The sequence below is a fragment of the Desulfogranum mediterraneum DSM 13871 genome (assembly GCF_000429965.1).
Taxonomy (GTDB): Bacteria; Desulfobacterota; Desulfobulbia; order Desulfobulbales; family Desulfobulbaceae; genus Desulfogranum; species Desulfogranum mediterraneum.
Genome location: NZ_AUCW01000016.1, coordinates 122,229 through 146,175 on the forward strand (window position 1 = coordinate 122,229; position 23,947 = coordinate 146,175).

Consider the following 23,947-nt stretch of genomic DNA (forward strand, 5'->3'; position numbering starts at 1 on the left):
ATGATGAATCAATAGGTTCTGGGTTTGGCAACGGCCGATTCCCAGGTTTGTCAGTTACCCCAGGACCCCTGTACAGATTTTTTTTATCCTTGAAGCTGGTGGAGGAAGAGGGAGGTGCCCAGGCTGAACATGATCAGGCCCACCATGGTATCCAGGACGCGCCAGGAGGTGTTGGTCCGGAACAGGGGTGCCAGTTTTCTGCCCCCGAATCCCAGGACAGTGAACCAGAGGCAGGAGGCAGAGATGGCCCCGGCTGCAAAGAGCAGCCGCTCCTGGCCCTTGAAGCGGGCTCCGATGGAGCCGATCAGGACCATGGTGTCCAGGTAGACATGGGGGTTGAGCAGGGTCACGGCCAGGGTGGAGAGCACCACCGTGGCCAGGGAGCCCTCGACCTGCTCGCCGGCCTCCAGGGCAGCGCCCTTGAGTGCCGACTGGAAAGAGCGGAGGCCGTAGTAAAAGAGAAAGCCGATCCCGCCCCAGAGGGTCAGCCGGGCCAAGAGGGGGCTGCTGCTGATCAGGGCGCCCACGCCGGAGATTCCGGTGGTGATCAGCAGCCCGTCGCAGAGGCAGCAGATCAGGATGATGGCCAGGATATGATTTTTCCTGATGGAGTGGGTGAGGACAAAGGCATTCTGGGCGCCGATGGCTATGATCAGGCCGGCACCGGTGGCAAATCCGTGGACAAAGGGCATGGGGGATCCTGGGCAGAGGTGGTGGACAGGGGCTGTTGCCATCCCTGATGGTGGCGCCACCCTACCTCCTGCTCTATAAGCAGTACAATTAATTATTTACGTCTTTCATTAGCTCTGCTTATATAGAGAGATGTTTGATTATAAACTCATCCAGGCCATGGCCGTGGTCATCCAGGAGGGCGGTTTTGAGCGTGCCGGCCAGCGGCTGCATATCAGCCAGTCTGCGGTCTCCCAGCGGGTCAAGCAGCTGGAGGAGCAGAGCGGCCGGATTCTGATGATCCGCTCCACTCCCCCCAAACCCACGGCCGCCGGTCAGGTCCTGCTCAAGCATTACCAGCAGGTGCTCAGCCTGGAGCAGGGCGTGCGCGAGACCCTGCTTCCGGAGAGTGGAACCCGCTCTGCCGTCCTGGCCATCGGCATCAACGCCGACAGTCTGGCCACCTGGTTCCTCGGGGCCGTCCGTCCCCTGCTGGAGGCGGAGCCGCTTACCCTGGATCTCAAGGTGGCTGATCAGGATCAGACCCTCAACTATCTGAAGGCAGGGGAGGTGATGGGCTGCATCAGCACCCATGATCAGCCGGTCCAGGGCTGCAGCATGAGCCCTCTGGGCCGGATGGACTACCGGCTGTTGGCCACTCCGGCGTTTCGGCAGCGTTGGTTCGCCCGGGGACTCAGCCGGGAGGCCCTGGCCGCAGCACCGGCGGTGCTCTTTAACCGCCAGGATCGACTCCACCACAAGCTGCTCAGCCGTCTTCTCGGCCCTCCTCCCGCCAGCTTCCCCTGTCATTACCTTCCCTCCTCGGAACAACTGGTGGCCATGCTGCTGGCAGGCCTGGCCTATGGCGCGGTACCGGATATCCAGGGGCAGCCGCAGCTGACTGGCGGTCGCCTGGTGGAGCTGCTGCCGGGGAGCAGCTACCCGGTAGCGCTCTACTGGCATGCCTGGAGCCACCGCTCCCGGCTGTTGGCCGAACTGAGCGGGCTGTTGACTGCCCAGGCCGGCTCCGGTCTTAACGGCGAGTAGAGGCGCCGTTACCTGGTGCCGTGGCTCCTGGTCTAGATGTTGCCGCAGGCCACCAGGGCGTCCGCCACCCTCAGGAAACCGGCGATGTTGGCGCCCTTGCGGTAATTGACCCTCTTTCCCTCCTGGCCATGCTTCACACACTGGCGGTGAATATCTGCCATGATTCCCTGGAGCCGTCGGTCCAGCTCTTCCCTGGACCAGGAGAGCCGCATGGAGTTCTGGGTCATCTCCAGCCCGGAAATGGCAACCCCGCCAGCGTTGGCGGCCTTGCTCGGCCCATAGAGGATGCCGGCCTCCAGGTAGAGGTCCACCCCTTCCTGGATCGTGGGCATGTTAGCACCCTCCACCACCGCCAGGCAACCGTTGTTCAGCAGGGTCCTGGCATCCTCTGTGTTGATCTCGTTCTGGGTGGCGCAGGGGATGGCGATCTCGCAGGGGATCTGCCAGGGGCGTTTTCCCGGGTAATAGGCCACCTTGAACTCATCTGCATAGGCCTGGACCCGGCCCCGGCGGACATTTTTCAGCTCCTTGAGCCAGGCCAGCCTCTCCGTGGTGATCCCGGCGGGATCGTGGATGGTGCCCGAGGAGTCGGACATGGAGATCACCCTGGCTCCCAGTTCGATCAGTTTTTCCACGGTATACTGGGCCACGTTGCCGCTGCCTGAGACTAGTACGGTCTTGTTTTCCAGCCCGTCTCCGTGGTGGCGGAGCATGTTGTCCAGCAGGTAGACCGCGCCGTAGCCGGTGGCCTCGGTCCGGATCAGGCTGCCGCCAAAGGAGAGCCCCTTGCCGGTGATGGCTCCGGTGAACTGGTTGACCATGTGCTTGTACTGGCCAAACATATAGCTGACCTCCCGGGAACCGACCCCGATATCTCCGGCCGGGACATCGGTGTTGGGGCCGATATGGTGGGCCAGCACCGCCATGAAGCGCTGGCAGAAACGCATCACCTCACCCTCGGATTTCCCTTTGGGATTGAAGTCCGAGCCCCCCTTGGCGCCGCCCATGGGCAGGCCGGTGAGACCATTCTTAAAGGTCTGTTCAAAGGCGAGGAACTTGAGGGTGTCCAGGCTGACCTGCTTGTGGAATCTGATGCCCCCCTTGTAGGGGCCGATGGCGTTGCTCTGCTGCACCCGGTAGCCTCGGTTAGCCCGGAAGTTGCCTTGGTCATCCTCCCAGTTGACCCGAAAGATCACGATCCGGTCGGGCTCGGTGAGCCGCTCGAGGATACGATGCCGGTCGTAGATGGGATGATCGCGGATATAGGGGATCACGTCCAGGGCCACCTCGTAGACGGCCTGATGGAATTCAGGTTGGTGGGGATTGCGTCGTTTGAGGCCATGCATGAAACAGTTGAGACGATCTTGATCAGAAGCCAACATGGGAAACCTCCGGTTCAGGAAAGGGGCAAGGGGAAGGGGGTGGAGTCGCGCAGGGAATGAAGAGAGGCCCTAATGATATCAGGTAAGACGGAATCTGGAAAAAAACAGGCTAGATCCGAATTTTCCCAAAGGGCTTAAGGGCCCCCTGGTTGGGATCTCAAGTCCCCAGTCTAAAGAGACTTGTAACCATCGTACACGGAAGAGCTTGAACCTCACCCCCAGGCTCAAAAAAATGAAATGTCTGCCTTGGGGATAGTCCTTCATTGTGAAGGTTGGTGCCCATGATCTCCTGGCCGAGAGGGAGGGGTAGAGGTAGGGGTAGAGGTAGGGGCAGAGGGCAGCCCCCTGCCTTTCATCCTGGATTCCCGCCTGCGCGGGAATGACGGCTGCAACAGCGGCTATTTCTTTGCGGTGAAGGTAAATAAATCAAGGTGTTGTCTTGGGGGCTGTTGAAAGCAGGCTGCGGGCCGAGTCTTAACTCACTGTTTGAGCCCATAGCCTCGCCTTTGCCGCTTTGCCGTCATGGCCGCGCTTCTACCGTCATGGCCGCGGAGGCGGGCATCCAGATCTTTAGAGTACAGGTTTCTAAAGAGGGTACCACTGGGGGGGGCTTCTCTGGCTCATTTTAGGTTGTCCCGTTCCTCTGCTGGCCGAGAGGTAGGGAGGGCAGCCCCCTGCCTTTCATCCTGGATTCCCGCCTGCGCGGGAATGACGGCTGCAACAGCGGCTATTTCTTTGCGGTGAAGGTAAATAAATCAAGGTGTTGTCTTGGGGGCTGTTGAAGGCAGGCTGCGGGCCGAGTCTTAACTCACTGTTTGAGCCCATAGCCTCGCCTTTGCCGCTTTGCCGTCATGGCCGCGCTTCTACCGTCATGGCCGCGGAGGCGGGCATCCAGATCTTTAGAGTACAGGTTTCTAAAGAGGGTACCACTGGGGGGCTTCTCTGGCTCATTTTAGGTTGTCCCGTTCCTCTGCTGGCCGAGAGGTAGGGAGGGCAGCCCCCTGCCTTTCATCCTGGATTCCCGCCTGCGCGGGAATGACGGCTACAACAGCGGCTGTTTCTTTGCGCTGAAGGTAAATATATCAAGGTGTTGTCTTGGGGAGGAACTTGTCGGCGGCAGCCAAGGGCATGGGCTCCTGAGCCAGCGGTGGAGATGGTCTTGGCAGAGACCCGCGCCGCGCGGCCAGAGGGCGAGGCTTATTTGTCGGCTGGACGCTTGCGCTTCTTGGCCTTATAGAGTTGCTGGTCTGCCCGTTTAAAGAGCGCATCCGGTCGCTCATCTGTCGGCAGGCATTGAGCAATCCCGTAGCTGAAACTGACTTCAGTTGCAATCTTTTGGATCTCCCCGGTCACCAGGATGCTGATATCGCCAAGCAGGGCTGCCGCTCCTTTGGCGTCGGTGTTGGGACAGATCAGCAGAAATTCATCGCCGCCCCATCTGCCGAAGCGGTCAATCTCGCGAATTCGGGCATTGATAGCACGGGCAAAGGTCTTGAGCACCTGGTCGCCGACATCATGACCATAGCGGTCATTGACCTGTTTGAAGCGGTCCAGATCCATCATGGCAATGGTGAGCGGCATCTGGTAGCGGGCAGAACGTTTATGTTCCTGGTTGAGGACAGCGGTAATCTTTCGCCGATTGAACAGGGCGGTCAGTGGATCCCGTTCTGCCAAGAAGGTGAGCTGCTTTTTGTTGACCAGCAGCGCAAGGTCGCTCTCAATGGCAAGCTTGAACTCCATCATCAGCTCTTTAAAGGTTTCATTGTAGTGGTTGGTCTTGTTGTCCAGGACACAGATGGTGCCAAAGGCCTCCTGGTCGGGCCAGAGGATGGGCAAGCCGTAGTAGGATATCATCTTCAGGGGGACATCGGGATTGTCTGCCCAGATCGGATCATCAAGGGCGTTGGGGACCAGCAAGGCATGATTGTTGCCGATCACGGTCTCACAGTAGAGTCCGTGGCCCAGCTGGTCCGCACCATGCTCCGGGTAGGGGTTCTCCTTGTTGGCACTCTTGAGAAAGACCTCCATGTTTTCTTGGGTAATACGCATGATCAAGCCGCTGGGGACAGCTAACAACCGGGCACAGAGGGTGATGATTCGCTGCCATTTGCTGGAGATGGCCTCAGAGATATCGGGTTTGTCTGTACCGGTTATGGGAACGGTCTTGTAGCTGCCGGTCGTTCGAACCATGACCCGGGCCGTTTTTTTTGTCATACCTGTCATACCTGTCATACCTGCCATACCTGCCAGATCTGCCATATCTGCCATATCTGCCATGTCTGCCATGAGGGGACTCGAGAGTGGGCTGGGGATGATGCGAGGCAGCAGGCGCATGACCTGGATGAGATCCCCGTGACCATCTGCAGAACTCCTGCCCTGGAGTCTACTAGAGTCTACTAGAGTCTACTATAGGACAAGATGGGAAAAACTCAAGTTCGCTCAGGGGCTGCAGCTCGTCCTGCCTCGACCTCCAGGCAGGGAAAAGGGTCCCTGCGGCGTGTCCGGAAGCGAGGCCTCAGCGCAGGTGCCAGGCCTGTTCCCAGAAATTCAGCTCACACTGGACGCTGGCTGCAAAGGCCTCCAGGGCCTCCTGCTGTGCAGATACCTCTGCTGCAGCTGCCCAGCGATTCAGGCAGGAGCTCCACTGGAGCGCCATCTCCTGGACTGCGGGGTCTGCATAGAGATCCAGCCAGAGGCGGAAGGGGTGATCGGCTGCGGCCGTTTCCGGGCGCATGGCCAGGCGTCTGCCGACCTCGGCATAGAGGACGGTGCAGGGGGTGGCTGCAGCCAGGGCCACCAGGGGAGAGGGGTGGTGGGCGGCCTCGCTCTCCTGCCGGATGTAGGCGCTGGTCGCAGGCCCGGGCGGCTCGGGGGCCCAGCTCAGCTGGAGCGCCTTGAACAGCCCTGCCTGTATTCCCAGCTCCGCCTCTTCCGACAGGCATGCAGAGTCGGCAAAGAGGCGACGGTCGGCCGTATCGGCGGCACGCTCGGCCAGGGTACGGCAGACGCGGATATAATTTTGGAGATAGAGGCCGTCCTGGATCAGGTAGCACCGCATCTGCGCAGGGCTGAGGGTGCCGGCCGCCAGGCCCTCCACAAAGGGGTGGCTGGCCGCCTGCTCCCAGGCCGGAGCGCAGGCCGTCAGGCAGCGCTGGTAGAAGGAGGGAGGGTTCATGTCCTTGGTTCTCGGCTTATCGCTGGTTTTCATGGAAAAGAGAGGAGGGCAGCGCAGGCTGAGCTGTTGCTGCCCTCTCCCGCTGGACAGGGGGGTTAGCCCTTGACCGCGCACACCGCCACATAATCACCGGACTGATATCCGGGGATGGGGTCCTCGGGGGTGGTGTCGGAAAAACAGGGATGCCTGGTCAGGGTCTGGGCATAGGAGAGATCGGAGAAACCGGCCTTGAGGGCGGCATCGATCTTGTCCTGGGTCGGCCGCCAGTTGGCGCCGCCTGCCAGTTCCACGGGGTAGGGATCGGCGGGCAAGACCCCGCGCAGCCGTTCATCGTCCCAGCTGCCGTAGGCACCGCCAAGGCGGTAGAGGATCCCGTAGGAGCTCTCCGCAGGTACATCGATCAGGAGTACCCGGCCGCCTGGTTTGAGCAGGCGATGGGCCTCGGCCACGGCCGCGTCCAGATCCCCGATATAGCCGGGCGAGCCGTTGAACATCACCGTGTCATAGATGCCGTCTGCCATGGGCATCTGCTCTGCCCCGGCCTCGGCCACGCTCATCCCCCGCTTGCGGGCGATCTCGCCCATGGCTGCAGAGGGTTCCAGACCCTCGGTGATGGAAATATCATACTGGGACTTCAGCAGCTGTTCAAACAGACCGGTACCGCAGCCTACGCTCAGGGTCCTGCCGGGGCGCTCCCCCAGCACATGGGCCACCAGGCGGAGCTCCGACTCCAGCAGCACCTGATTCCGTTGAAACCAGGCATCGTACTGGTCTGAATAATCATCAAATGTTATCATCTTCCAACTCCTTTGCATCCTATTAAAATTAAATCGCTTGATTGCGACGGCTCTGTCTGCTCGAGATCCGGGATGATTCCGTTTCAACCCCGTCCGGATGGTGCAGGGGCGGCGTCCCGAAGGGGGGAGGACCGCTTGGTTCAGACGGTTCCGGACTGCGGGGATGGCCCTCTAGCGGCCCTGGTTATCGCTCTCTGAACAAGGCAATACCAGTTACAAAACAGGCGGTTGGAAGTCAAGCAGCTTTTTGCTGTTGAGCGGACAATAGCCGTTTCCGATGGTGTCCTGGTGGGGACGCAACCCAGAGGGTGCACGCCCTCAACAGGGGCCTGATCGCGTCACTCCCTGGTTTGCGGACGGAAAAGTTGGAGGATATCTTCCAGGATCAGGTAGAGCGAGGGCACCAGGATCAGGGTGATGGCCGTGGCAAAGAGGATCCCGAAGCCAAGGGAGATGGCCATGGGGATCAGGAAACGGGCCTGCCTGGAGGTCTCGAAGATGATGGGCAGCAGCCCGAAAAAGGTGGTCAGGGTGGTGAGCAGGATGGGGCGGAAGCGGATGACCGCGGCATTGATCACCGCAGCATAGGCGGTATGGTCCTGGCACCGTTTACGGTTGGCCAGGTCAATCAGTACCAGGGCATCGTTGACCACCACCCCGGAGAGGGCCACGATTCCGAAGAAGGAGACCAGGCTGAGGGAGTAGCCCATGATCAGGTGGCCGATCACGGCCCCGACAATGCCGAAGGGGATCGCCATCATCACGATCAGCGGCTGGCTGTAGCTGCGGAAGATCACGGCCAGGAGGATGTAGACGATTAACAGCGCCACCATCATGCCCCGGCCCAGGGCGGCCAGGGAGGCCCGCCGGTCGGCCTGCTTGCCCTCAAAGGAGAAGCTGACCCCGGGATAGTGCTGACTGAGTTTGGGAAAGAGCTCTGCCTTGAGGGCCTCGACGATCAGGTCGCTCTGTTCCGGCGGGCTGACATCGGCAGTCACCTCGATCACCCGTCTGCCGTCACGCTGCTCAATGGAGGTGGGGGCCCGGTCCGGGGTGATGGTCACCACGCTGGTCAGCGGCACCTCCCCTCCTTCCGGGGTCTGGATCATCATCTGCTCCAGGGAGTCCAGCGAGCTTCGTTCTCCCAGGGGCGAACGGATCATGACCTTGACCTCGTCGCGGCCGCGTAACTGACGGAGTACCTCCCGGCCATAGTAGGAATTTCTGATCTGTCGAGCCACCCCGTCCGGGGTGAGGCCGAAGCGATAGCCCACCTGGCTGAGCTGGACGTCGAACTGTTGTTTGCCTCGCTCAAAGCCGTCCTCTATCTCACTGACCATGGGAAAGGTGGCCAGAAAGGCCACCATCCTTGCGCTGACCTGCTCGAGGATGGCCGGGTCCCGATGCTGCACCTCTACGGTGAGGCCGGCTCCCGAACCCGGGCCCCCGAAGTTGGAGCGGAAGCGGATGGACTCCAGGCCCGGCAGGGGACCGGTCTGCTCCTGCCAGAGGCGGGTGAAGTCGCGGGTGGACAGGGGGCGGACATGGGGGGGCGTCAGGTAGACCTTGACCCAGCCCGAGTTATCGTTGAACGAGGCCTGGATCCCCTGGACCAGGGTGTCGTCGCCATGTCGGGCTGTGACCTCCTGTGCGGCCCGGACCAGAAGGGTCAGGGTGGCCTGGGTCTTTTCCACGGGCATGCCTATGGGCAGGCTAAAGGAGACAAAGGATCGGTCAGACTCCACCCGGGGGAACATGGTCATGCCCATGCGCCCGCTCTGGATCAGGGCTGCACTGAGCAGCAGGATGGTCAAGCCCAGGGCGGTGCTGACATAGCGGTAACGCATGGCCAGGACCATCATGGGGGTAAAGGCCGTCTTGATCAGGCGGCTGAGGGCTGTACTGATACGGGCCTGGAAGCGTGTCAGGATGGTGCCGATTTTTCCAGGCAGGGCGCGCTGCCGGCCCAGATGGGCAGGCAGGACAAAGAGGGCCTCGATCAGAGAGATCATAAAGACCAGGGCCACCACCACCGGGATGGCCCGAAAGATCTTGCCCATGGTGCCCGGCACAAAGTAGAGCGGCATGAAGGTGACGATGTTGGTCAGCACCGCAAAGGTCACCGGTGCGGCCATCTCCCGGGCACCCAGGATGGCGGCATCCAGGATGGCGTGGCCCTGCTGGCGCAGACGGTAGACGTTTTCGCCGATGATGATGGTGTCATCCACCACGATCCCCAGGGAGACGATAAAGGCGAACAGGGAGACCATGTTCACCGAGACCTGAAAAAAGGGGAGAAAGAGCAGGGAGCCGAGAAAGGAGACCGGGATGCCCATGGTCACCCAGAAGGCCAGGCGGGGCTCCAGGAAGAGTCCCAAGAGGAGAAAGACCAGCACCAGCCCCAGGTAGCCGTTTTTGAGCAACAGGTTGAGCCGTTGCTGGTAGATCAGGGAGCGGTCGTTGACGATGTCCAGTTCCAGTCCCTCGGCCAGGGTGGGGCCCAGGTCGCGGATATGGTTACGCACCGCCCTGGAGATCTCGATGGGCCCCTGTTCGCCCACCCGGAAGACCTCTATCCCCAGGGCCGGTTTGCCGTTGTAGCGCATGGCCGTGTCCGTATCTGCAAAACCGTCACGGATCGTGGCCAGCTCACCCAGGAGCAGCTGGCCGCCATCTTTGCTGGTGATGATCGGGATGGCGGCAAATTCCCGGCCCAGATCCCGTCGTTCCTTCATCTGCAGCTGGATCTGGCCGCCTTTGGTCTTGACCGTGCCTCCGGGGAGATCCAGGGAGGCGCTGCGGACCCGTCGGGCCAGCTCCTGGAGGCTGAGGCCATGGGCGCGCAGGGTCTGGCGGCTGACCTCGATGGCGATCTCCCGGGGACGATCCCCCTGGATCTCCAGCTGAGCGATCAGGGGGTCCTGCTGGAGCTGGTCGCGGAGCGCTTCTGCAGACTGTTTCAGGATCTCGTCCCCCAGCTCTCCGGAGAGGATGACGGTGATGACCGAGCGGCGCCTGGTGGGCACCCTGACCAGGGGCTCTTCGGCATCCTCAGGGAAGGCGTCGATCCGATCCACCTCCTTGGTGATATCGATGGCCAGTTGCTGGAGGTCGGTATCGATCAGGGCCTCGACAATGATCGTCCCCCGGCCCTCCAGCGCAGAGCTGTAGACCTGTGCGATCCCTTCCAGGGAAGAGATCGCCTCTTCCACGGGCAGAATGATGCCGTCCACGACCTCTTCGGCGCTGGCCCCCGGGTAGGCGACGCTGATCCGGACCTCGTCGCGTTGAAATTCCGGAAAGACCTCCTGTCGGATCTGGCTCCCCCAGTAGAGGCCGCCGAGAAGGAAGAAGAGCATCAGGATGTTGGCGGCAACCGGGTTGGTGGCCATCCAGTGGATGGCGCCCTGGCCGGGCACCCCTGGTCGAGTCTTTACGGGATTGGTTCCAGGCTCCAGCTTCATGGCTCAGGGCTCCAGGGCGAGTTCCATGCCGGGGATCGGTGCGCTCAGGGGCGAGGTGATCACCAGCTCGCCGTTCTCCAGCCCCTGGGCCACATAGGCCAGGTCGCCGTTGAGCCAGGCAACGTTTACGGTTCGGATCTCCAGGGTCTGGTCAGGGGTGGCAATGAGGAGGGTGTCCGGGCCATGGAGGGCGCCTCGCGGGATAGGGAAGACATTCTCCAGGGGCAGGGCGGGAATCCGGACCGAGACCGTTGAGCCCAGCAGCAGGGGGGCCTGGCCCGCGTCTGCGGCCAGGGGCTGGTCCACCTCGATCAGGAGTCGTGCCAGCAGGCCATCGGGGTCCACCTCGCCCAGAAGGCGGATGAGCTGCCCCCGACGGGGGGGCCTGCCCTGTTGATCGCCGAGGCCTTGGATCAGCACCTCTGCACCTGGCTGACCAGGGGAGGGGAGCTGAATCTTGGCCAGTTGCTCCTGGGGCAGGGTGACCCGTACCCAGTAGTGATCGGTCCCGACCAGGGTGGCGATGACGCTCTGGCGGTTGAGCTGTGCCCCCAGGGCCACCTGCTTTTCCAGGACCAGGCCGTTAAAGGGGGCAACAAGGCTGGTGCGTTCCAGGTCCAGCTCTGCCAGTGCGACTTCGGTACGGGCGGTGGCTTCGGCTGCCCTGGCCTTGGCCAGCTGGGGCTCACGCAGGGCCAGGTCCAGGGGGGCCTTGCTCAGATCGGTCTCTGAGAGCTGCTGGATGAGCTGGTACTCCCGACGGGCCACGGCCTGACTGCCCTGCTCCAGGCGCAGGTCCATGCTGGCCTGTTCCAACTGGTTGCGGCGCCGGGCACGGGCCAGCTGATACTCGCGGTCATCGAGTCTGAGGACCAGCTCCCCCTTGCGGAGGCGGCCGCCCGGGATCAGCTTGGGGTTGAGCCAGAGCACGGTTCCGGAGATGGCCGGTGCCAGGGAGAGGCGGCGGGAGCTGAGGACCGTGCCCAGGGTGGTCAGCTCCGGGGTCAGGGTCGTTGCCCGGACCTCCTGGACCGCCACCGGGGTCTGCCGGCGGGGCGGGGGGCTGCGCCTGGCCTTGGGGCTGCTGTGGAGGATGGCCCAGGCCGCGACCAGGCCGGCCAGGAGTACGAGCACCACCAGGGCGGCGGCGAGCAGACGCTGTCCACCTGTCCGTCTGGGTGTGGGGGTGTCCGGCTGGACAGGGGGCGATGGGGCGAGATTGTCTTTCAAGGTATAGCTCGTTGTTTCATATGGTTAGTGGTCGGGTGTCCCTGGGCGGGCGGTGGAGATGGACATGGACGGGTCCGGGGAGAGGCTGTCTGTCCAGGTGCCCCCCAGGGCCCTGTGCAGGGCCACCCTGGCCAAAAGGAGATTTCTTTGAGCGATGATCAGCTCCTGCTGGGCCGCGATCAGGTTGATCTGCTCCCGGAGTACCGGCTGATAGTCGTTGAGGCCGTTGAGGTAGCGCCAGGTGGCCTCCCGGTAGGCCATCTTGGTGAGGCTGATCTGTTGCTCTACGTTGGCAATGGTTTTCCGCTGCTGCTGTTCCAGGACCAGGGCATCTTCCACCTCCTGGATGGCCCGGAGCACCGAGAGCCGATAGGCGGCCAGGAGCTCTTCGGCCTGGCCCCGGGCCCGCTCTATCTCGGCCTCCCTGCTCCCCCCGTCAAAAAGCGGGGCCGTGAAGCCCGCAGCCAGGCGGAGCAGCCAGCTGTCCAGGAGCGACTCCAGCACGCCTGCATTGGAGGAGAATTCACCGTTGAGACGGAGACGGGGCAGTCGATCAGCCCGGGCAGCGGCGATGCTCCAGTTCGCCCCCCGGAGCTGCAGCCCTGCTGCCCGGATATCCGGCCGCTGGCTCAGCAAGTCGGCCGGGATCCCTCCGGGCGGGGTGGGCGAGACCTCCGGAAAGCTAGCCTGTTGGGCCTTGATGGCAGCCTCCGGAGGACGGCCGCTGAGCACCGAGAGTTGGTGGAGGGCGGTCTGCTCTCGACCCTGGGCAGTGATCAGACCGCCCTTGATCCGGGCAATGGTCTGGTTCTGCTGGTAGAGGTCCAGGGCACTGGCCTGGGCCGTTGAAAATCGATATTCGATCAGTTCCAGGAGCTGTTGGTTCAGTCCCAGTTGTTCCCTGAGCTGGGCCCCCTGGCGGCGACTGCTGATCAGTTCCAGCCAGGTCTCGGCAATTTGACCGCTGAGGCTGAGGGCTGCGCTGGAGACATCCGCCCGCCTGGCCTGGACATCCAGCTTTGCCTTGCGCTCCAGAGCGTGGAGTCGTCCCCAGAGATCGAGTTCATAGCCGGCACTCAGGCCCAGGGAGAAGTCATCCCGGCCTCGATCCTGCTGGTCACTGCCACCTGTACGATTATGGGCGGCTCCGGCGCTGGCGTCGAGTGACGGCAACAGCTCGGCCTCGCTCTTGCGGGCCAGGGCCCTGGCCTGGCTCAGTCGGGCCCAGGCCTGGTGGAGGGAAAAGTTGTGTTGCAGGCCGCTGCTGATCAGCCGGTTGAGCTCGGGGTTGTTGAAGCTCTGCCACCAGGGCACGGTCTCAGGATAGTCCCTGGTGTAGAGCTGGTAGTCCGCCGGGACCAGACCTGCCGCCGGTTGGTTGAGGGCTTGGTGAAATGGGGTGCAACTGCCGAGCAGGCAGCTGAGGAGCAGGAGAAAATAACGTGTATACATGCTATTGCAGAGAGGTTCCGTCATTTGATGATTGACAAAAAAGGCTGTATACGATTGACTAAGCAGTTGCTGCCCCAAACATGTATCACCTGGGCACTGAGGTTCCCTATCCCGCTCAGGTTAAAATATTTTAACAGAGCAGCTGGGAGATAGCAATTGGCAAAGGGGCGGCGCTCCCGGCGATGAGCCGCAGTGTACTGTTTTCCAGGGAGCATACTATGATTGATACCTCCGGACATCACCTCGTCTATGGTGTACTCCACGATTATCTGAGCGGTGAAGAACTGGTGGATACCGATGATGAACGTATTCGTCAGGATCTGGCCAGGATGCTGGTCGAGGACCTGGGCTATGAGCGTTCGGCCCTGGAACCGCGCCTGAAGATTATCTCTGATTTCAACGGAAAGCAGGTGGAGAGCCTGGTCGAACTGGCAGTACGGGTCAAGGGCAGGCGCTTGTTTATCCTCCGCTATGGTCCCGGCTCGCTGGTGACCAGAGAGCAGGCCGCCATTGCTGCGGCCAGGATTCTTGAACCAGACTATCGCATCCCCCTGGCTGTGGTCACCAATGGACGAGACGCCGAACTACTTGATACCCGGACCGGTAAGGTCCTGGGAACCGGCATGGCCTCTATTCCGGATCGACTTCAGGCCGAGACCCTGTGTCAGGAGTATCCATTCGAACCCTACCTGGATGGCAAACAACGTGAAAGGGCATTGCGGATTTTAAACGTCTTTGACGAGGAAATCTGCTGTGCGGACAGTAAGTGTAAGCATAATGGAACCAACAATGAGTGATCAGAAAGAATGGACAAAATCCAGTTGGCAGCAATATACGGCCCTACAGCAGCCCAACTGGCCGGATCAGGCACAATATGACGAGGTGATCGACGCCCTCTCCACCCTGCCGCCCCTGGTTTTTGCCGGCGAGATCCGGGACCTGAAGACCCTTTTGGGCAAGGCAAGTCAGGGGGACGCCTTCCTGCTCCAGGGCGGCGACTGCTCGGAAGAGTTCTCCCGTTGTACGGCCCCCAATATTCGTGAGAAACTCAAGGTGTTGCTCCAGATGGCGGTTATCCTCACCTATGCCGGTAACAAGCCGGTGGTCAAGGTGGGGCGGATCGCCGGGCAGTATGCCAAGCCCAGATCCAGTGATACCGAGATAGTCGATGGGGTGGAGATCCCCAGTTACCGTGGTGACATGGCCAACTCGATCGAGCCAAACCTGGAGGCCCGGATCCCTGATCCCCAGCGGCTGATGAAGGGCTATAACATGTCCGCCGCCACCCTCAACCTGCTGCGGGCCTTTACCCGGGGCGGGTTCAGTTCGCTGCATCGGGTCCATGCCTGGAACCAGGAGTTTGTCAAGAGGTCTCCCATGGGCCGCTCCTATGACCGGTTGGCCAAGCAGATCAGCCATGCCCTTAAGTTCATGGAGACCATCGGCATCTCCACCGATATCCCCCAGATGAAGCAGGCCCAGTTCTTCACCTCCCACGAGGCCCTCTTTCTGGGCTATGAAGAGGCGTTGACCCGGGAAGATTCCATCGAGGGCGGCTGGTATGGCTGCTCCGGCCACATGCTCTGGATCGGTGACCGCACCCGTCAGCTGGACGGTGCCCACATCGAGTTCCTCCGCGGGATCAACAATCCCCTGGGGATGAAGATCGGGCCCAACCATGATGTCGATGAGGTGTTGCGTATCCTGGATCGGCTGAATCCGGAAAATGAAGCCGGACGGATGACCCTGATCACCCGTTTCGGGGCCGGCCAGATTGAAAAACACCTCCCCGGCCTGTTGCGGGCGGTGAAGTCAGCCGGCAAGAACGTGCTCTGGTGCTGCGATCCCATGCACGCCAACACCTTTACCGCGGAAAGCGGCCATAAGACCAGGGATTTTGAAAATATTCTCTCTGAGCTGCGTTGCTTCTTTGAACTGCACTGGGCCGAGGGCACTGTCCCGGGCGGGGTGCACTTTGAGTTGACCGGCGATGATGTCACCGAGTGCATTGGCGGCGCCCGTCAGCTTTCCGACGAGCAGCTGGGGCTGCGCTATCTGACCACCTGTGATCCGCGTCTCAACGCGGAGCAGTCTCTGGAGATGGCCTTCCAGATCGCCGAGATGATCAGGACCTCGTAGGTCCCAGGTCAGCGGATCGCGCCTTCTCTCAACCCCGCAGGGTTTTCCCTGCGGGGTTCTTTTTTGCTCTATCCCTGTTTTCCAGGAGGGGGGCAGCTCGCCTCCCAGGACAACAAGGTTGGGATCTAAGCTTACCTGTTCAAAGACTCAAGAAATCTCGCTCTGGATATTGAACCTCAGCTTCAGGTTCGCATTATTTCCGTCATGCCCGCGGAGGCGGGCATCCAGGTCCTTGCAGTAAGGCCTGATCTGGATCCAATGGGGGCACCTCTCTTCTCCGGGTCCAGTTTTCTTGCCTTTTGGCGATGCTGTATTTCCAGGGGTGCCTTGTGGTTCTTTCAAGAGTGGACGCACGCCTGCGCGGGAATGACAGGCAAAAAAGCAATGACTGAGGGGGGGAGAGCCCCCCGGCTCATGGCCAGGGAGATTCGGAGAGCCCCCTTCTCTTTATCAGGAGATCAGGAGATCAGGGACGGCTGGACGGCTTCAGCCGCTGTGGTCGAAGAGGCGGAGGATCTCGTCGGTCGAGCTGCAGGACTGCAAACGGTGCCGGTTTTCAGGCTCTTTGAGGATGGTGCTGACATGGGCCAGGGCCCTGAGGTATTCGCCGGCAATGTCGGCCGGGGCCAGGAGCAGGGCAAAGAGGTAGACCGGGCGTTTGTCGATGGCATCAAAGCTGACACCCTGGCGGCTGCGGGCAAAGAGGAGGATGATTCCGGGGAGATGCTCCACCTTGCCGTGGGGGATGGCCACCCCGTTGCCCACCCCGGTGGAGCCGATCTGTTCCCGTTCCTGGAGAATGGTATAGAGGGTCTGGCTGTCCAGGGAGGGATACTGGTCGGCCGCCAGCTGGGCTAGTTCCCGCAGGGCGGCTTCCTTGGCAGTGGCCTCCATGTCGAGGAGGATGGATTCTTTGTTGAAGAGGAGCATTGGCAGACGCTCTATTTTCTGGGCTTACGCCGATGCTTGACCGGCAGGATGTTCAGCTGATCACGATATTTGGCCACGGTCCGTCGTGCCACCTTGATCTTTTCTTCGGCCAGCATCTGGGAGATCTTGTTGTCGCTCAGCGGCTTGGTCTGGTCCTCGGCCGCCACCAGCTGGCGGATACGGTTCTTGATCGCTTCGGCGGCCACGGCGTCGCCGTTGCCGGTGGCCACGGCGGTGCTGAAGAAGTATTTCAGTTCATAGATGCCCTGGGGGGTATGGGCATACTTGTTGGAGGTCACCCGGCTGACCGTGGATTCATGCATGCCGATATCTTCGGCAACATCTCGCAGGATCAGCGGCTTCATCGCACCCGGTCCGTGTTCGAAAAAATCCCGCTGGAACTTTAAGAGGCTCTCCATGACCTTGTAGATGGTGCGTTGGCGCTGCTCGATGGAACGGATGAACCACTCGGCGTTGCGTTTGTTCTCCCTGAGGTAGCCCTTGGACTCGGCCGGGAGCTCCTTGCGCTGCTTCAAGAGATGGACATACTCTTCAGAGACCTGGAGCCGGGGCAGGCCGTCGTTGTTGAGCTGGATCACGAACTCTTCACCGATCTTGTAGATGTAGACATCCGGGGTGATGTAGTTGGTCTGCTCGTTGCTGAACTCGTTGCCGGGAAAGGGGATCAGTTCCTGGATAACGGCCACCGCCTCGGTGACCTTGCGGATGGTGGCCCCGGTCTGGCGGGCCAGCAGCATGTGGTTGCGGGTCTCCAGCAGGTTCATGTGCTGCTCGACGATCTGGTAGGGCAGGGTGTCGTAGTAGCCCCGTCGATCCAGCTGGAGCAGCAGGGATTCCCTGATGTCGCGGGCAGCCACCCCGGGTGGATCCAGGCTCTGGACGATCCGCAGCACACCTTCGGCCTCCTCCGGGCTGCACTCGCAGTTGCTGCAGATATCCGCTATCTCGGCATCCAGGAAGCCGTGGCCGTCCAGGTTGCCCAGGATGAACTGGGCCAGGATCATGTCCGCGGGCTCCAGCTTGAGGTGGGTCAGCTGCCAGAGCAGAAAGTGCTCCAGGCCCGGAGCGCTGGAGATAAAGTCAAACTGGGAGGGGGCATCGGCGGGCGGGGTCTCCCGGGCAAAGGAGAAGTCGGCATCAAAGTTGTTGCTGTAGTCTTCCCAGTTGACCTCGGAGACCGTGGCCGCGCCGTCGCCGGGGACCTGGGTGGTGACCACCGGTTCGCTGACTTCGGTGTTCTCCGGGGCAGAGAGGGCCTCGGGGTTGGTCGGCTGCACGGGTTCCGGTGCGGCCTCTTCCAGCATGGGGTTCTGCTCAATCTCGGCCTGGAGGGCCTCGGTGAGTTCCAGACGACCGAGCTGCAGCAGCTTAATGGCCTGGCGCAGCTGGGGCGTCATTACCAGTTTTTGTGCCAGCTTAAGGCTTTGTCTGAGTTCCAGTACCATGTCTGCCTGTTACCTGAGAGAGCTTGGGGCGCCGGATCGATCCGGATCCCTGTTAGCGTTGTCCACCCTGCCTACATCTGAAAGTTATCACCAAGATACATCTTACGGGCAACCACGCTTTCGATGATATCGGTGGCCACGCCGCTGGTCAGGACCTTGCCGCTGTTCATGATATAGGCAAAGTCGCAGACCTGGAGGGTCTCGCGGACGTTATGGTCTGAGATTAATACCCCCAGTCCCTTTTCCTTGAGATCCCGGATGATCTGCTGAAGATCCGCCACCGAGAGGGGATCCACCCCGGCAAAGGGTTCGTCCAGGAGGATGAAGCGGGGTCGGGTGGCCAGGGCCCGCATGATCTCCACCCGCCGTCGTTCGCCGCCGGAAAGGGCATGCCCCTTGTTCTCGGCAAGGTACTCGATCTTGAGCTCTGCCATCAGCTCCCGGATCCGGTTGCGGATCTCGTTCTTGGGAATGCCCAGGGGTTCCAGGACGATCCGGACGTTTTCCTCCACGGTCAGCTTCTTGAAGACCGAGGGCTCCTGGGCCAGGTAAGTGATGCCCCGCTCGGCCCGTTTATGGATGGGCAGGGAGGTGATGTCCTTGCCGTCCAGGTGAATGGAGCCGCTGGTGGGGCGGACAAAGCCGACAATGGAGTAAAAGGTGGTGGTCTTGCCGGCCCCGTTGGGCCCCAGCAGGCCGACCACCGAGGAGCTTTTTACCTGGAGATCGATCTGATCCACCACCCGGCGGCTTCGATACTCCTTGACCAGGTTGCGTGTCTCAAGCAGGGCAGGACCGTTCATTATTTCTTCTTGTCCGCATCGGGATGGAGTACCGCCTTGACCCGGCCGGATTTGGCAGGATCCTGTTCAACGATGGAGCGCTTCTCATCCAGGTAGTAGGTGATGGTCTTGCCGGAGACCATGTTCTGTCCCTGCCAGGCCTTGGCGTTGCCCGAGAGGATCACCTTGCGGTCGCCGGCAAAGTAGTCCATCCGGTTGCCGGTGCCGACCCAGTCCTCCTGGACCACCTCGACATTTTTCTTGCAGATCAGCTTTTTGACCTGGTTTGAGCTCTTTTTACCTGATTTGTCGGTTTTTTGGGAGTAATAAACGGTCATCTCTTCGGAGCGGATGGTGACATCGCCCTGTTTGGCGTCCACGTTGCCGAGAAAGACCACCGAATTTTCCGCCTCCTGGGAGATCATCCGGTCGGCTTCGATATGGATCGGGGCATCGTCTGCGGCCTGGGCGGTTGCCCCGCCCAGGCTGATAAGGGCGGCAAAGGCCAGGATGGTCAGTTTGTCTGCCAGCCTCCTGATGGTGCTCTCCATGGTAGACCTCAAGCTATAGGAATAAAAAGAATATTTTTTGTTTTCAGGTTTACTTTTTGCAAGTAAGCCTACCTGCTTTCCCGGGAAATGTAAAGAAGTTACCCGGAGCTCTGAGCCGGTTGTTCAATTGAACAGAGAACTATTTACACCCGTGTGCAGCATGGGTACAGTAGAAAATCTAAATTGTCCGACTATTATACCGATGAACAAGGTTTCTTCAACAAAGGAAAAACAATGCAGGAAGGTATTGTCAAAGCCAAGGTGCTGGTAGAGTCGCTGCCCTATATCCGTGAGTTCTACGGCAAGACCGTGGTGATTAAATATGGCGGCCACGCCATGGTGGACGAGGAGCTGAAACGCAACTTTGCCCTTGATGTGCTGCTGATGAAATATATCGGGATCAATCCGGTGATCGTCCACGGCGGCGGACCCCAGATCAACCGTTTTCTCGAGAAGATGCAGGTGACCCCCAGCTATATCCAGGGGATGCGGGTCACCGACGGCGAGACCATGGATGTGGTGGAGATGGTGCTGGTGGGCAAGGTCAACAAGGAGATCGTCGGCCTGATCAACCACTGCGGCGGCAAGGCCGTGGGCCTCTCGGGCCGCGACGGCGACCTGGTCCAGGCGCGGAAGCTGACCCTCCACTCCAAGCCCGAAGGCGTGGATCGCCCCCCGGAACTGATCGATCTCGGCCGGGTCGGCGAGGTGACCAAGGTCAATCCCGAGATCCTCTCCACCCTGGATCAGCAGGATTTTATCCCGGTGATCGCCCCGGTGGGGGTCGGTGAGGACGGCCAGGCCTATAACATCAATGCCGACCTGGTGGCCGGTGCCATTGCCGCCGAGCTCGATGCCCTGAAGCTGATCCTGCTCACCGATGTGGAGGGGGTCAAGGACGGCGACGGCAAGCTGATCTCCACCATCCGCCAGGACCAGATCGATGGTCTGATCGACGGCGAGGTGATCCAGGGCGGGATGATTCCCAAGGTCAACTGCTGCCGCTCGGCCCTGGAGGCAGGGGTGGGGAAGGCCCATATCGTGGATGGTCGGCAGGAACACGCTATATTATTGGAGATATTTACCCCGGAAGGGATTGGTACGGAGATAGTGGCATGAGTAACGCAGCGTGGGTAGCACGGGGGGAAGAGGTCTTTGTCGGTAACTACAGCCGGTTTCCGGCCACCATGGTCCGGGGGCAGGGCTGTCGGCTCTGGGATGAAGATGGCCGGGAATATCTCGATTTTCTGGCCGGGATCGCGGTCTGTTCCCTGGGTCACTGTCACCCCCGGGTCACCGAGGCGGTGGTGGCCCAGGCCCGCTCCCTGGTCCATGTCTCCAACCTCTTTCACACCCGTCCCCAGATCGAACTGGCCGAGCTCCTGACCGCCAACACCTTTGCCGACCGGGTCTTCATGGCCAACTCCGGGGCCGAGGTCAATGAGGCGGCCATCAAGCTGGCCCGGATCCACAGCGGTGAGGGGCGCTACGAGATCATCTCCCTGACCGGCTCCTTCCATGGCCGCACCCTGGCCACGGTGGCGGCAACGGCCCAGCCCAAGTTTCACCAGGGCTTCGAGCCCATGCCCCAGGGCTTTCGCTATGCCCCCTACGGCGACCCGGGAGAGGTGGAGCAGCTGATCGGCGACCAGACCTGTGCCATCCTCTGTGAGCCCCTCCAGGGCGAGGGCGGGGTGCTCCCCCTGGGCAACGAGTACCTCCAGGCCCTGCGGGATCTCTGCGATCAGCACGGCCTGCTGCTGATCTTTGACGAGATCCAGACCGGGATGGGGCGGACCGGGACCCTCTTTGCCTATGAACAGACCGGGGTGGTTCCCGATATCATGACCTCGGCCAAGGCCCTGGCCAACGGCCTGCCCCTGGGGGCCCTGCTGACCACCGACGAGATCGCCGCCTCCCTGGTGCCGGGCACCCACGGCTCAACCTTTGGCGGCAACCCGGTGGCGGCCGCGGCCGCGGTGGCGGTCCTGGAGGAGATGCTGGCCCCGGGATTTCTGGAGGGGGTGCAGCAGACAGGCGCCTACTTCAGCGGCAAGCTCAACGAACTGGCCGCCCGTTTTCCCGTCCTGGCCAGCGGGGTCCGTGGACAGGGGCTCCTCCTGGGGCTGATCCTGACCGAGGAGGGCATTGCCCACGGCGGGGAGATCGTCCAGCGCCTCTTTGGGCGGGGGATGGTGATTAACTTTGCCGGTAATACGGTGCTCCGTTTTGCCCCGCCCCTGGTGGTGAGTCGTGCAGAGATCGATCAGCTGATCGCGGAGCTGGCCGAGGTGCTGGCAGAGCTGGGCTGATGGTCGTTTAAGGGGGCCTCTCTGCGGCCCCTGGGCAGGCGCCGGGCCGGGCAAGGGCCCGGAAAAGGCGGCTATCCAGGCCAGCAACCCGGGATAACGCGAAAATCTCTTTGCAAAAACGGTGTTTTTTTGTATCAATTAGAATTTTTACTTGGTACGCGGAGGACACTGGAAGGAGAGCATCCGTGCAGGACACCGCTGCCGCAGCATACCCGGAGCAGAGGGGACAGAGATGAGTGACCATTTATTGGCGTTGGAAGCGTTCAGTGGCCGGCAACTGCAGGCATTGATTGATCGGGCTATCGAGCTCAAGGGCGAAAGCAAGGCAGGGAAACGGCAGCAGCAACTGGCCGGGAAAACCGTCTGCCTGCTCTTTGACAAACCGTCCACCCGCACCCGGGTCTCCTTTGAGTCGGCCACGTACGGCCTGGACGGCAAGGTCATCTTCATGTCCAGCAAGGACTCCCAGCTTGGTCGCGGCGAACCGCTCAAGGATACCGCCCGGGTACTCGCCCGGTACGTGGACGGGATCGTGGTCCGCACCTTTGGCCAGGAGATCGTGGAAGAACTGGCCCGCTACTCCGGCGTGCCGGTGATCAATGCCCTGACCGACCTTCATCACCCCTGTCAGATCCTCAGCGATATGATGACGGTTATCGAACACAAGGGCGCCCTGGCTCCCCTGAAGGTGGTCTGGATCGGCGACGGCAACAACATGGCCAACTCCTGGATTGAGGCGGCCTCGGTCCTGGGCTTCTCCCTGACCCTGGCCTGTCCCGAAGGTTTTGATCCCGATGGTGAGATCCTCAAGCGGGCCCAGGAGCGGGCCGACAAACCCATTGTCCTGGTTCGTGATCCGGCCGAGGCCATTGCCGATGCCGATGTGGTCAACGTGGATGTCTGGGCCTCCATGGGCCAGGAAGAGGAGCAGGAGGCGCGGGCCAAGCTGTTTGCGCCCTATCAGCTGGACAAGCGGCTCTTGGCAGGGGCCAAGGGTGATGCCATCGTCCTCCACTGTCTGCCTGCCCACCGCGAAGAAGAGATCACCGAGGAGGTCCTGGAGGGGCCCCAGAGCGTGGTCTTTGACCAGGCAGAGAACAAGATGCATATTCACAAGGCCATCCTGGAGCACTTTGTCGGCTGAGCAGCTGTAGGGTGCTCTCCGGGGAGAACCGGCCTTTGTTATCAGGGTACTTTGAGAGACGAGATTTTTCGATCGGGTTCAAGGTATGGGGGAGTCTTTCCGCAGGCATATCCCTGATATGCCGAGGAAGAGGTTCGCGCCATAAGCCGGGGCCTGGTCAGAAAAGCAACCGTTCAATGTAGCCATTATTTTACCCATAGTAGAGATTATGACTGTAAATAAGATCGTACTCGCCTATTCAGGCGGATTGGACACCTCGGTTATCTTAAAGTGGCTGAGTGAGGAATATGAATGCCCGGTGATTGCCTACGCTGCAGACATCGGTCAGCAGGAGGACTGGGATGCGGTCCGCAAGAAGGGGATGGCCACCGGCGCGGAGAAGGTGATCATCTCCGATCTCCAGGAGGAGTTTGTCCGTGACTTCATCTTTCCCGCCTTCCGGGCCAATGCCGTCTATGAGGGCTCATACCTTCTGGGTACTTCCCTGGCCCGGCCGCTGATTTCCAAGGAGCAGGTCAGGATTGCCCGGGAAGAGGGCGCCGATGCCCTCAGTCACGGGGCCACCGGCAAGGGCAACGACCAGGTCCGCTTTGAGCTGGGCTACCTGGCCCTGGACCCGCGGCTGACCATCATCGCCCCCTGGCGGATCTGGGACCTCAACTCCCGCAAGAAGCTGGTCGCCTTTGCCAAGGAGCATGGCATCCCGGTGCCGGTGACCAAGAAGAACCCCTACAGCTCCGACGAGAACCTGCTCCACATCAGCTTTGAAGGCGGTCTGTTGGAAGATCCCTGGAATGAGCCGGACGAAGATATGTTCAAGCTCTCGGTCTCTCCGGAGAAGGCCCCGGATACCCCGACCTATATCGAGATGGAGTTTGAACAGGGTACCCCGGTGGCCATCGACGGCGAACGCTTGGGTCCGGTGGCCATGATGAAGCGGCTCAACACCCTGGGCGGCGAGAACGGCATCGGTCGACTGGACCTGGTGGAAAACCGTTTCGTGGGGATGAAGTCCAGGGGGGTCTACGAGACCCCGGGCGGCACCGTGCTGAGGGCCGCGCACCGCGACCTGGAGTCCATCACCCTGGACCGTGAGGTGCTGGCCATCCGCGACTCCCTGGTGCCCCGCTACTCCACCCTGATCTACAACGGCTTCTGGTTCTCTCCGGAGATGGAGCTGCTCCAGAAGACCATGGACGACGCCCAGAGCACGGTCAACGGTACGGTACGGCTGAAGCTCTACAAGGGGAACTGTATTCCCGTGGGCCGCAAGTCGGACAACTCCCTCTACTCCGAGTCCTTTGCCACCTTTGAAGAGGACGAGGTCTATAACCAGGCCGATGCCAACGGCTTTATTCGTTTAAATTCACTGCGGCTGCAGATCCAGGCGCTGAATCGGAAATAATA

19 protein-coding genes are annotated in these 23,947 nt (G+C 61.1%); 7 read left to right on the forward strand and 12 right to left on the reverse strand.

What is annotated here, in order from left to right; genetic code table 11:
• Positions 1 to 83 precede the first annotated feature (83 nt).
• Entirely contained in the window at positions 84 to 752 is a 669-nt protein-coding gene (locus G494_RS0108530; protein ID WP_232362515.1) for a LysE/ArgO family amino acid transporter, read from the reverse strand.
• Between the two features lie 70 nt (positions 753 to 822).
• Here G494_RS0108530 and G494_RS0108535 point away from each other — a divergent pair, with 70 nt between their 5' ends.
• Complete coding sequence (locus G494_RS0108535) at positions 823 to 1,716, forward strand: LysR family transcriptional regulator ArgP (RefSeq protein ID WP_028584196.1); 894 nt, start codon at positions 823 to 825, stop codon at positions 1,714 to 1,716.
• Between the two features lie 32 nt (positions 1,717 to 1,748).
• Here G494_RS0108535 and gdhA read toward each other — a convergent pair whose 3' ends face one another.
• The 7 genes from gdhA to G494_RS0108570 all read right to left on the reverse strand — a co-directional run bounded on the left by gdhA (position 1,749) and on the right by G494_RS0108570 (position 13,216).
• Positions 1,749 to 3,098, reverse strand: a complete 1,350-nt coding sequence (gdhA, locus tag G494_RS0108540; RefSeq protein WP_028584197.1) for an NADP-specific glutamate dehydrogenase — start codon at positions 3,096 to 3,098, stop codon at positions 1,749 to 1,751.
• Positions 3,099 to 4,295: 1,197 nt separating this feature from the next.
• Positions 4,296 to 5,312 carry a sensor domain-containing diguanylate cyclase gene (locus G494_RS0108545; protein WP_161629960.1) on the reverse strand — a complete coding sequence of 339 codons (1,017 nt, stop codon included), beginning with the start codon at positions 5,310 to 5,312 and terminating at the stop codon, positions 4,296 to 4,298.
• 301 nt (positions 5,313 to 5,613) lie between these two features.
• Positions 5,614 to 6,273 (reverse strand): TenA family protein, encoded by a 660-nt coding sequence (locus G494_RS0108550; RefSeq protein WP_161629961.1) that lies wholly within the window; start codon positions 6,271 to 6,273, stop codon positions 5,614 to 5,616.
• Between the two features lie 95 nt (positions 6,274 to 6,368).
• Positions 6,369 to 7,070 (reverse strand): class I SAM-dependent methyltransferase, encoded by a 702-nt coding sequence (locus G494_RS0108555; RefSeq protein WP_051305537.1) that lies wholly within the window; start codon positions 7,068 to 7,070, stop codon positions 6,369 to 6,371.
• A gap of 338 nt (positions 7,071 to 7,408) precedes the next feature.
• Positions 7,409 to 10,534: an efflux RND transporter permease subunit gene (locus G494_RS0108560; RefSeq protein WP_051305538.1), complete on the reverse strand. Its 3,126-nt coding sequence runs from the start codon at positions 10,532 to 10,534 to the stop codon at positions 7,409 to 7,411.
• Positions 10,535 to 10,537: 3 nt separating this feature from the next.
• On the reverse strand, positions 10,538 to 11,764 hold the full coding sequence (locus G494_RS22600; RefSeq protein ID WP_084456588.1) for an efflux RND transporter periplasmic adaptor subunit: 1,227 nt from the start codon (positions 11,762 to 11,764) through the stop codon (positions 10,538 to 10,540).
• Between the two features lie 24 nt (positions 11,765 to 11,788).
• A complete protein-coding gene (locus tag G494_RS0108570) occupies positions 11,789 to 13,216 on the reverse strand; it encodes an efflux transporter outer membrane subunit (protein WP_051305540.1) in 1,428 nt (475 codons plus the stop codon).
• 218 nt (positions 13,217 to 13,434) lie between these two features.
• Between G494_RS0108570 and G494_RS0108575 the strand changes: the two genes are divergently transcribed.
• Together G494_RS0108575 and G494_RS0108580 are read left to right on the forward strand one after the other, a co-directional pair.
• Positions 13,435 to 14,013 (forward strand): type I restriction enzyme HsdR N-terminal domain-containing protein, encoded by a 579-nt coding sequence (locus tag G494_RS0108575; protein WP_028584203.1) that lies wholly within the window; start codon positions 13,435 to 13,437, stop codon positions 14,011 to 14,013.
• Positions 14,006 to 15,355 (forward strand): class II 3-deoxy-7-phosphoheptulonate synthase, encoded by a 1,350-nt coding sequence (locus tag G494_RS0108580; protein WP_028584204.1) that lies wholly within the window; start codon positions 14,006 to 14,008, stop codon positions 15,353 to 15,355. Before G494_RS0108575 ends, G494_RS0108580 begins: the two co-directional genes overlap by 8 nt.
• Before the next feature lie 486 nt (positions 15,356 to 15,841).
• On the opposite strand, the gene G494_RS0108585 is transcribed toward G494_RS0108580, so the two are convergent.
• The 4 genes from G494_RS0108585 to lptA form a co-directional block, all read right to left on the reverse strand.
• Positions 15,842 to 16,285 (reverse strand): PTS sugar transporter subunit IIA, encoded by a 444-nt coding sequence (locus tag G494_RS0108585; RefSeq protein WP_028584205.1) that lies wholly within the window; start codon positions 16,283 to 16,285, stop codon positions 15,842 to 15,844.
• 11 nt (positions 16,286 to 16,296) lie between these two features.
• Complete coding sequence (gene rpoN / locus G494_RS0108590) at positions 16,297 to 17,751, reverse strand: RNA polymerase factor sigma-54 (protein WP_028584206.1); 1,455 nt, start codon at positions 17,749 to 17,751, stop codon at positions 16,297 to 16,299.
• A gap of 71 nt (positions 17,752 to 17,822) precedes the next feature.
• Entirely contained in the window at positions 17,823 to 18,554 is a 732-nt protein-coding gene (gene lptB / locus G494_RS0108595) for an LPS export ABC transporter ATP-binding protein (RefSeq protein ID WP_028584207.1), read from the reverse strand.
• Positions 18,554 to 19,084 carry a lipopolysaccharide transport periplasmic protein LptA gene (lptA, locus tag G494_RS0108600; RefSeq protein ID WP_051305541.1) on the reverse strand — a complete coding sequence of 177 codons (531 nt, stop codon included), beginning with the start codon at positions 19,082 to 19,084 and terminating at the stop codon, positions 18,554 to 18,556. Before lptA ends, lptB begins: the two co-directional genes overlap by 1 nt.
• Before the next feature lie 234 nt (positions 19,085 to 19,318).
• Between lptA and argB the strand changes: the two genes are divergently transcribed.
• The 4 genes from argB (at position 19,319) to G494_RS0108620 (ending at position 23,945) form a co-directional block, all read left to right on the forward strand.
• Positions 19,319 to 20,203, forward strand: a complete 885-nt coding sequence (gene argB, locus G494_RS0108605) for an acetylglutamate kinase (RefSeq protein WP_028584209.1) — start codon at positions 19,319 to 19,321, stop codon at positions 20,201 to 20,203.
• Entirely contained in the window at positions 20,200 to 21,396 is a 1,197-nt protein-coding gene (locus G494_RS0108610) for an aspartate aminotransferase family protein (protein WP_028584210.1), read from the forward strand. The genes argB and G494_RS0108610 overlap by 4 nt, the downstream gene beginning before the upstream one ends.
• Before the next feature lie 232 nt (positions 21,397 to 21,628).
• Positions 21,629 to 22,540, forward strand: a complete 912-nt coding sequence (gene argF / locus G494_RS0108615; protein WP_028584211.1) for an ornithine carbamoyltransferase — start codon at positions 21,629 to 21,631, stop codon at positions 22,538 to 22,540.
• A gap of 208 nt (positions 22,541 to 22,748) precedes the next feature.
• A complete protein-coding gene (locus tag G494_RS0108620) occupies positions 22,749 to 23,945 on the forward strand; it encodes an argininosuccinate synthase (RefSeq protein ID WP_028584212.1) in 1,197 nt (398 codons plus the stop codon).
• Positions 23,946 to 23,947: the final 2 nt, after the last annotated feature.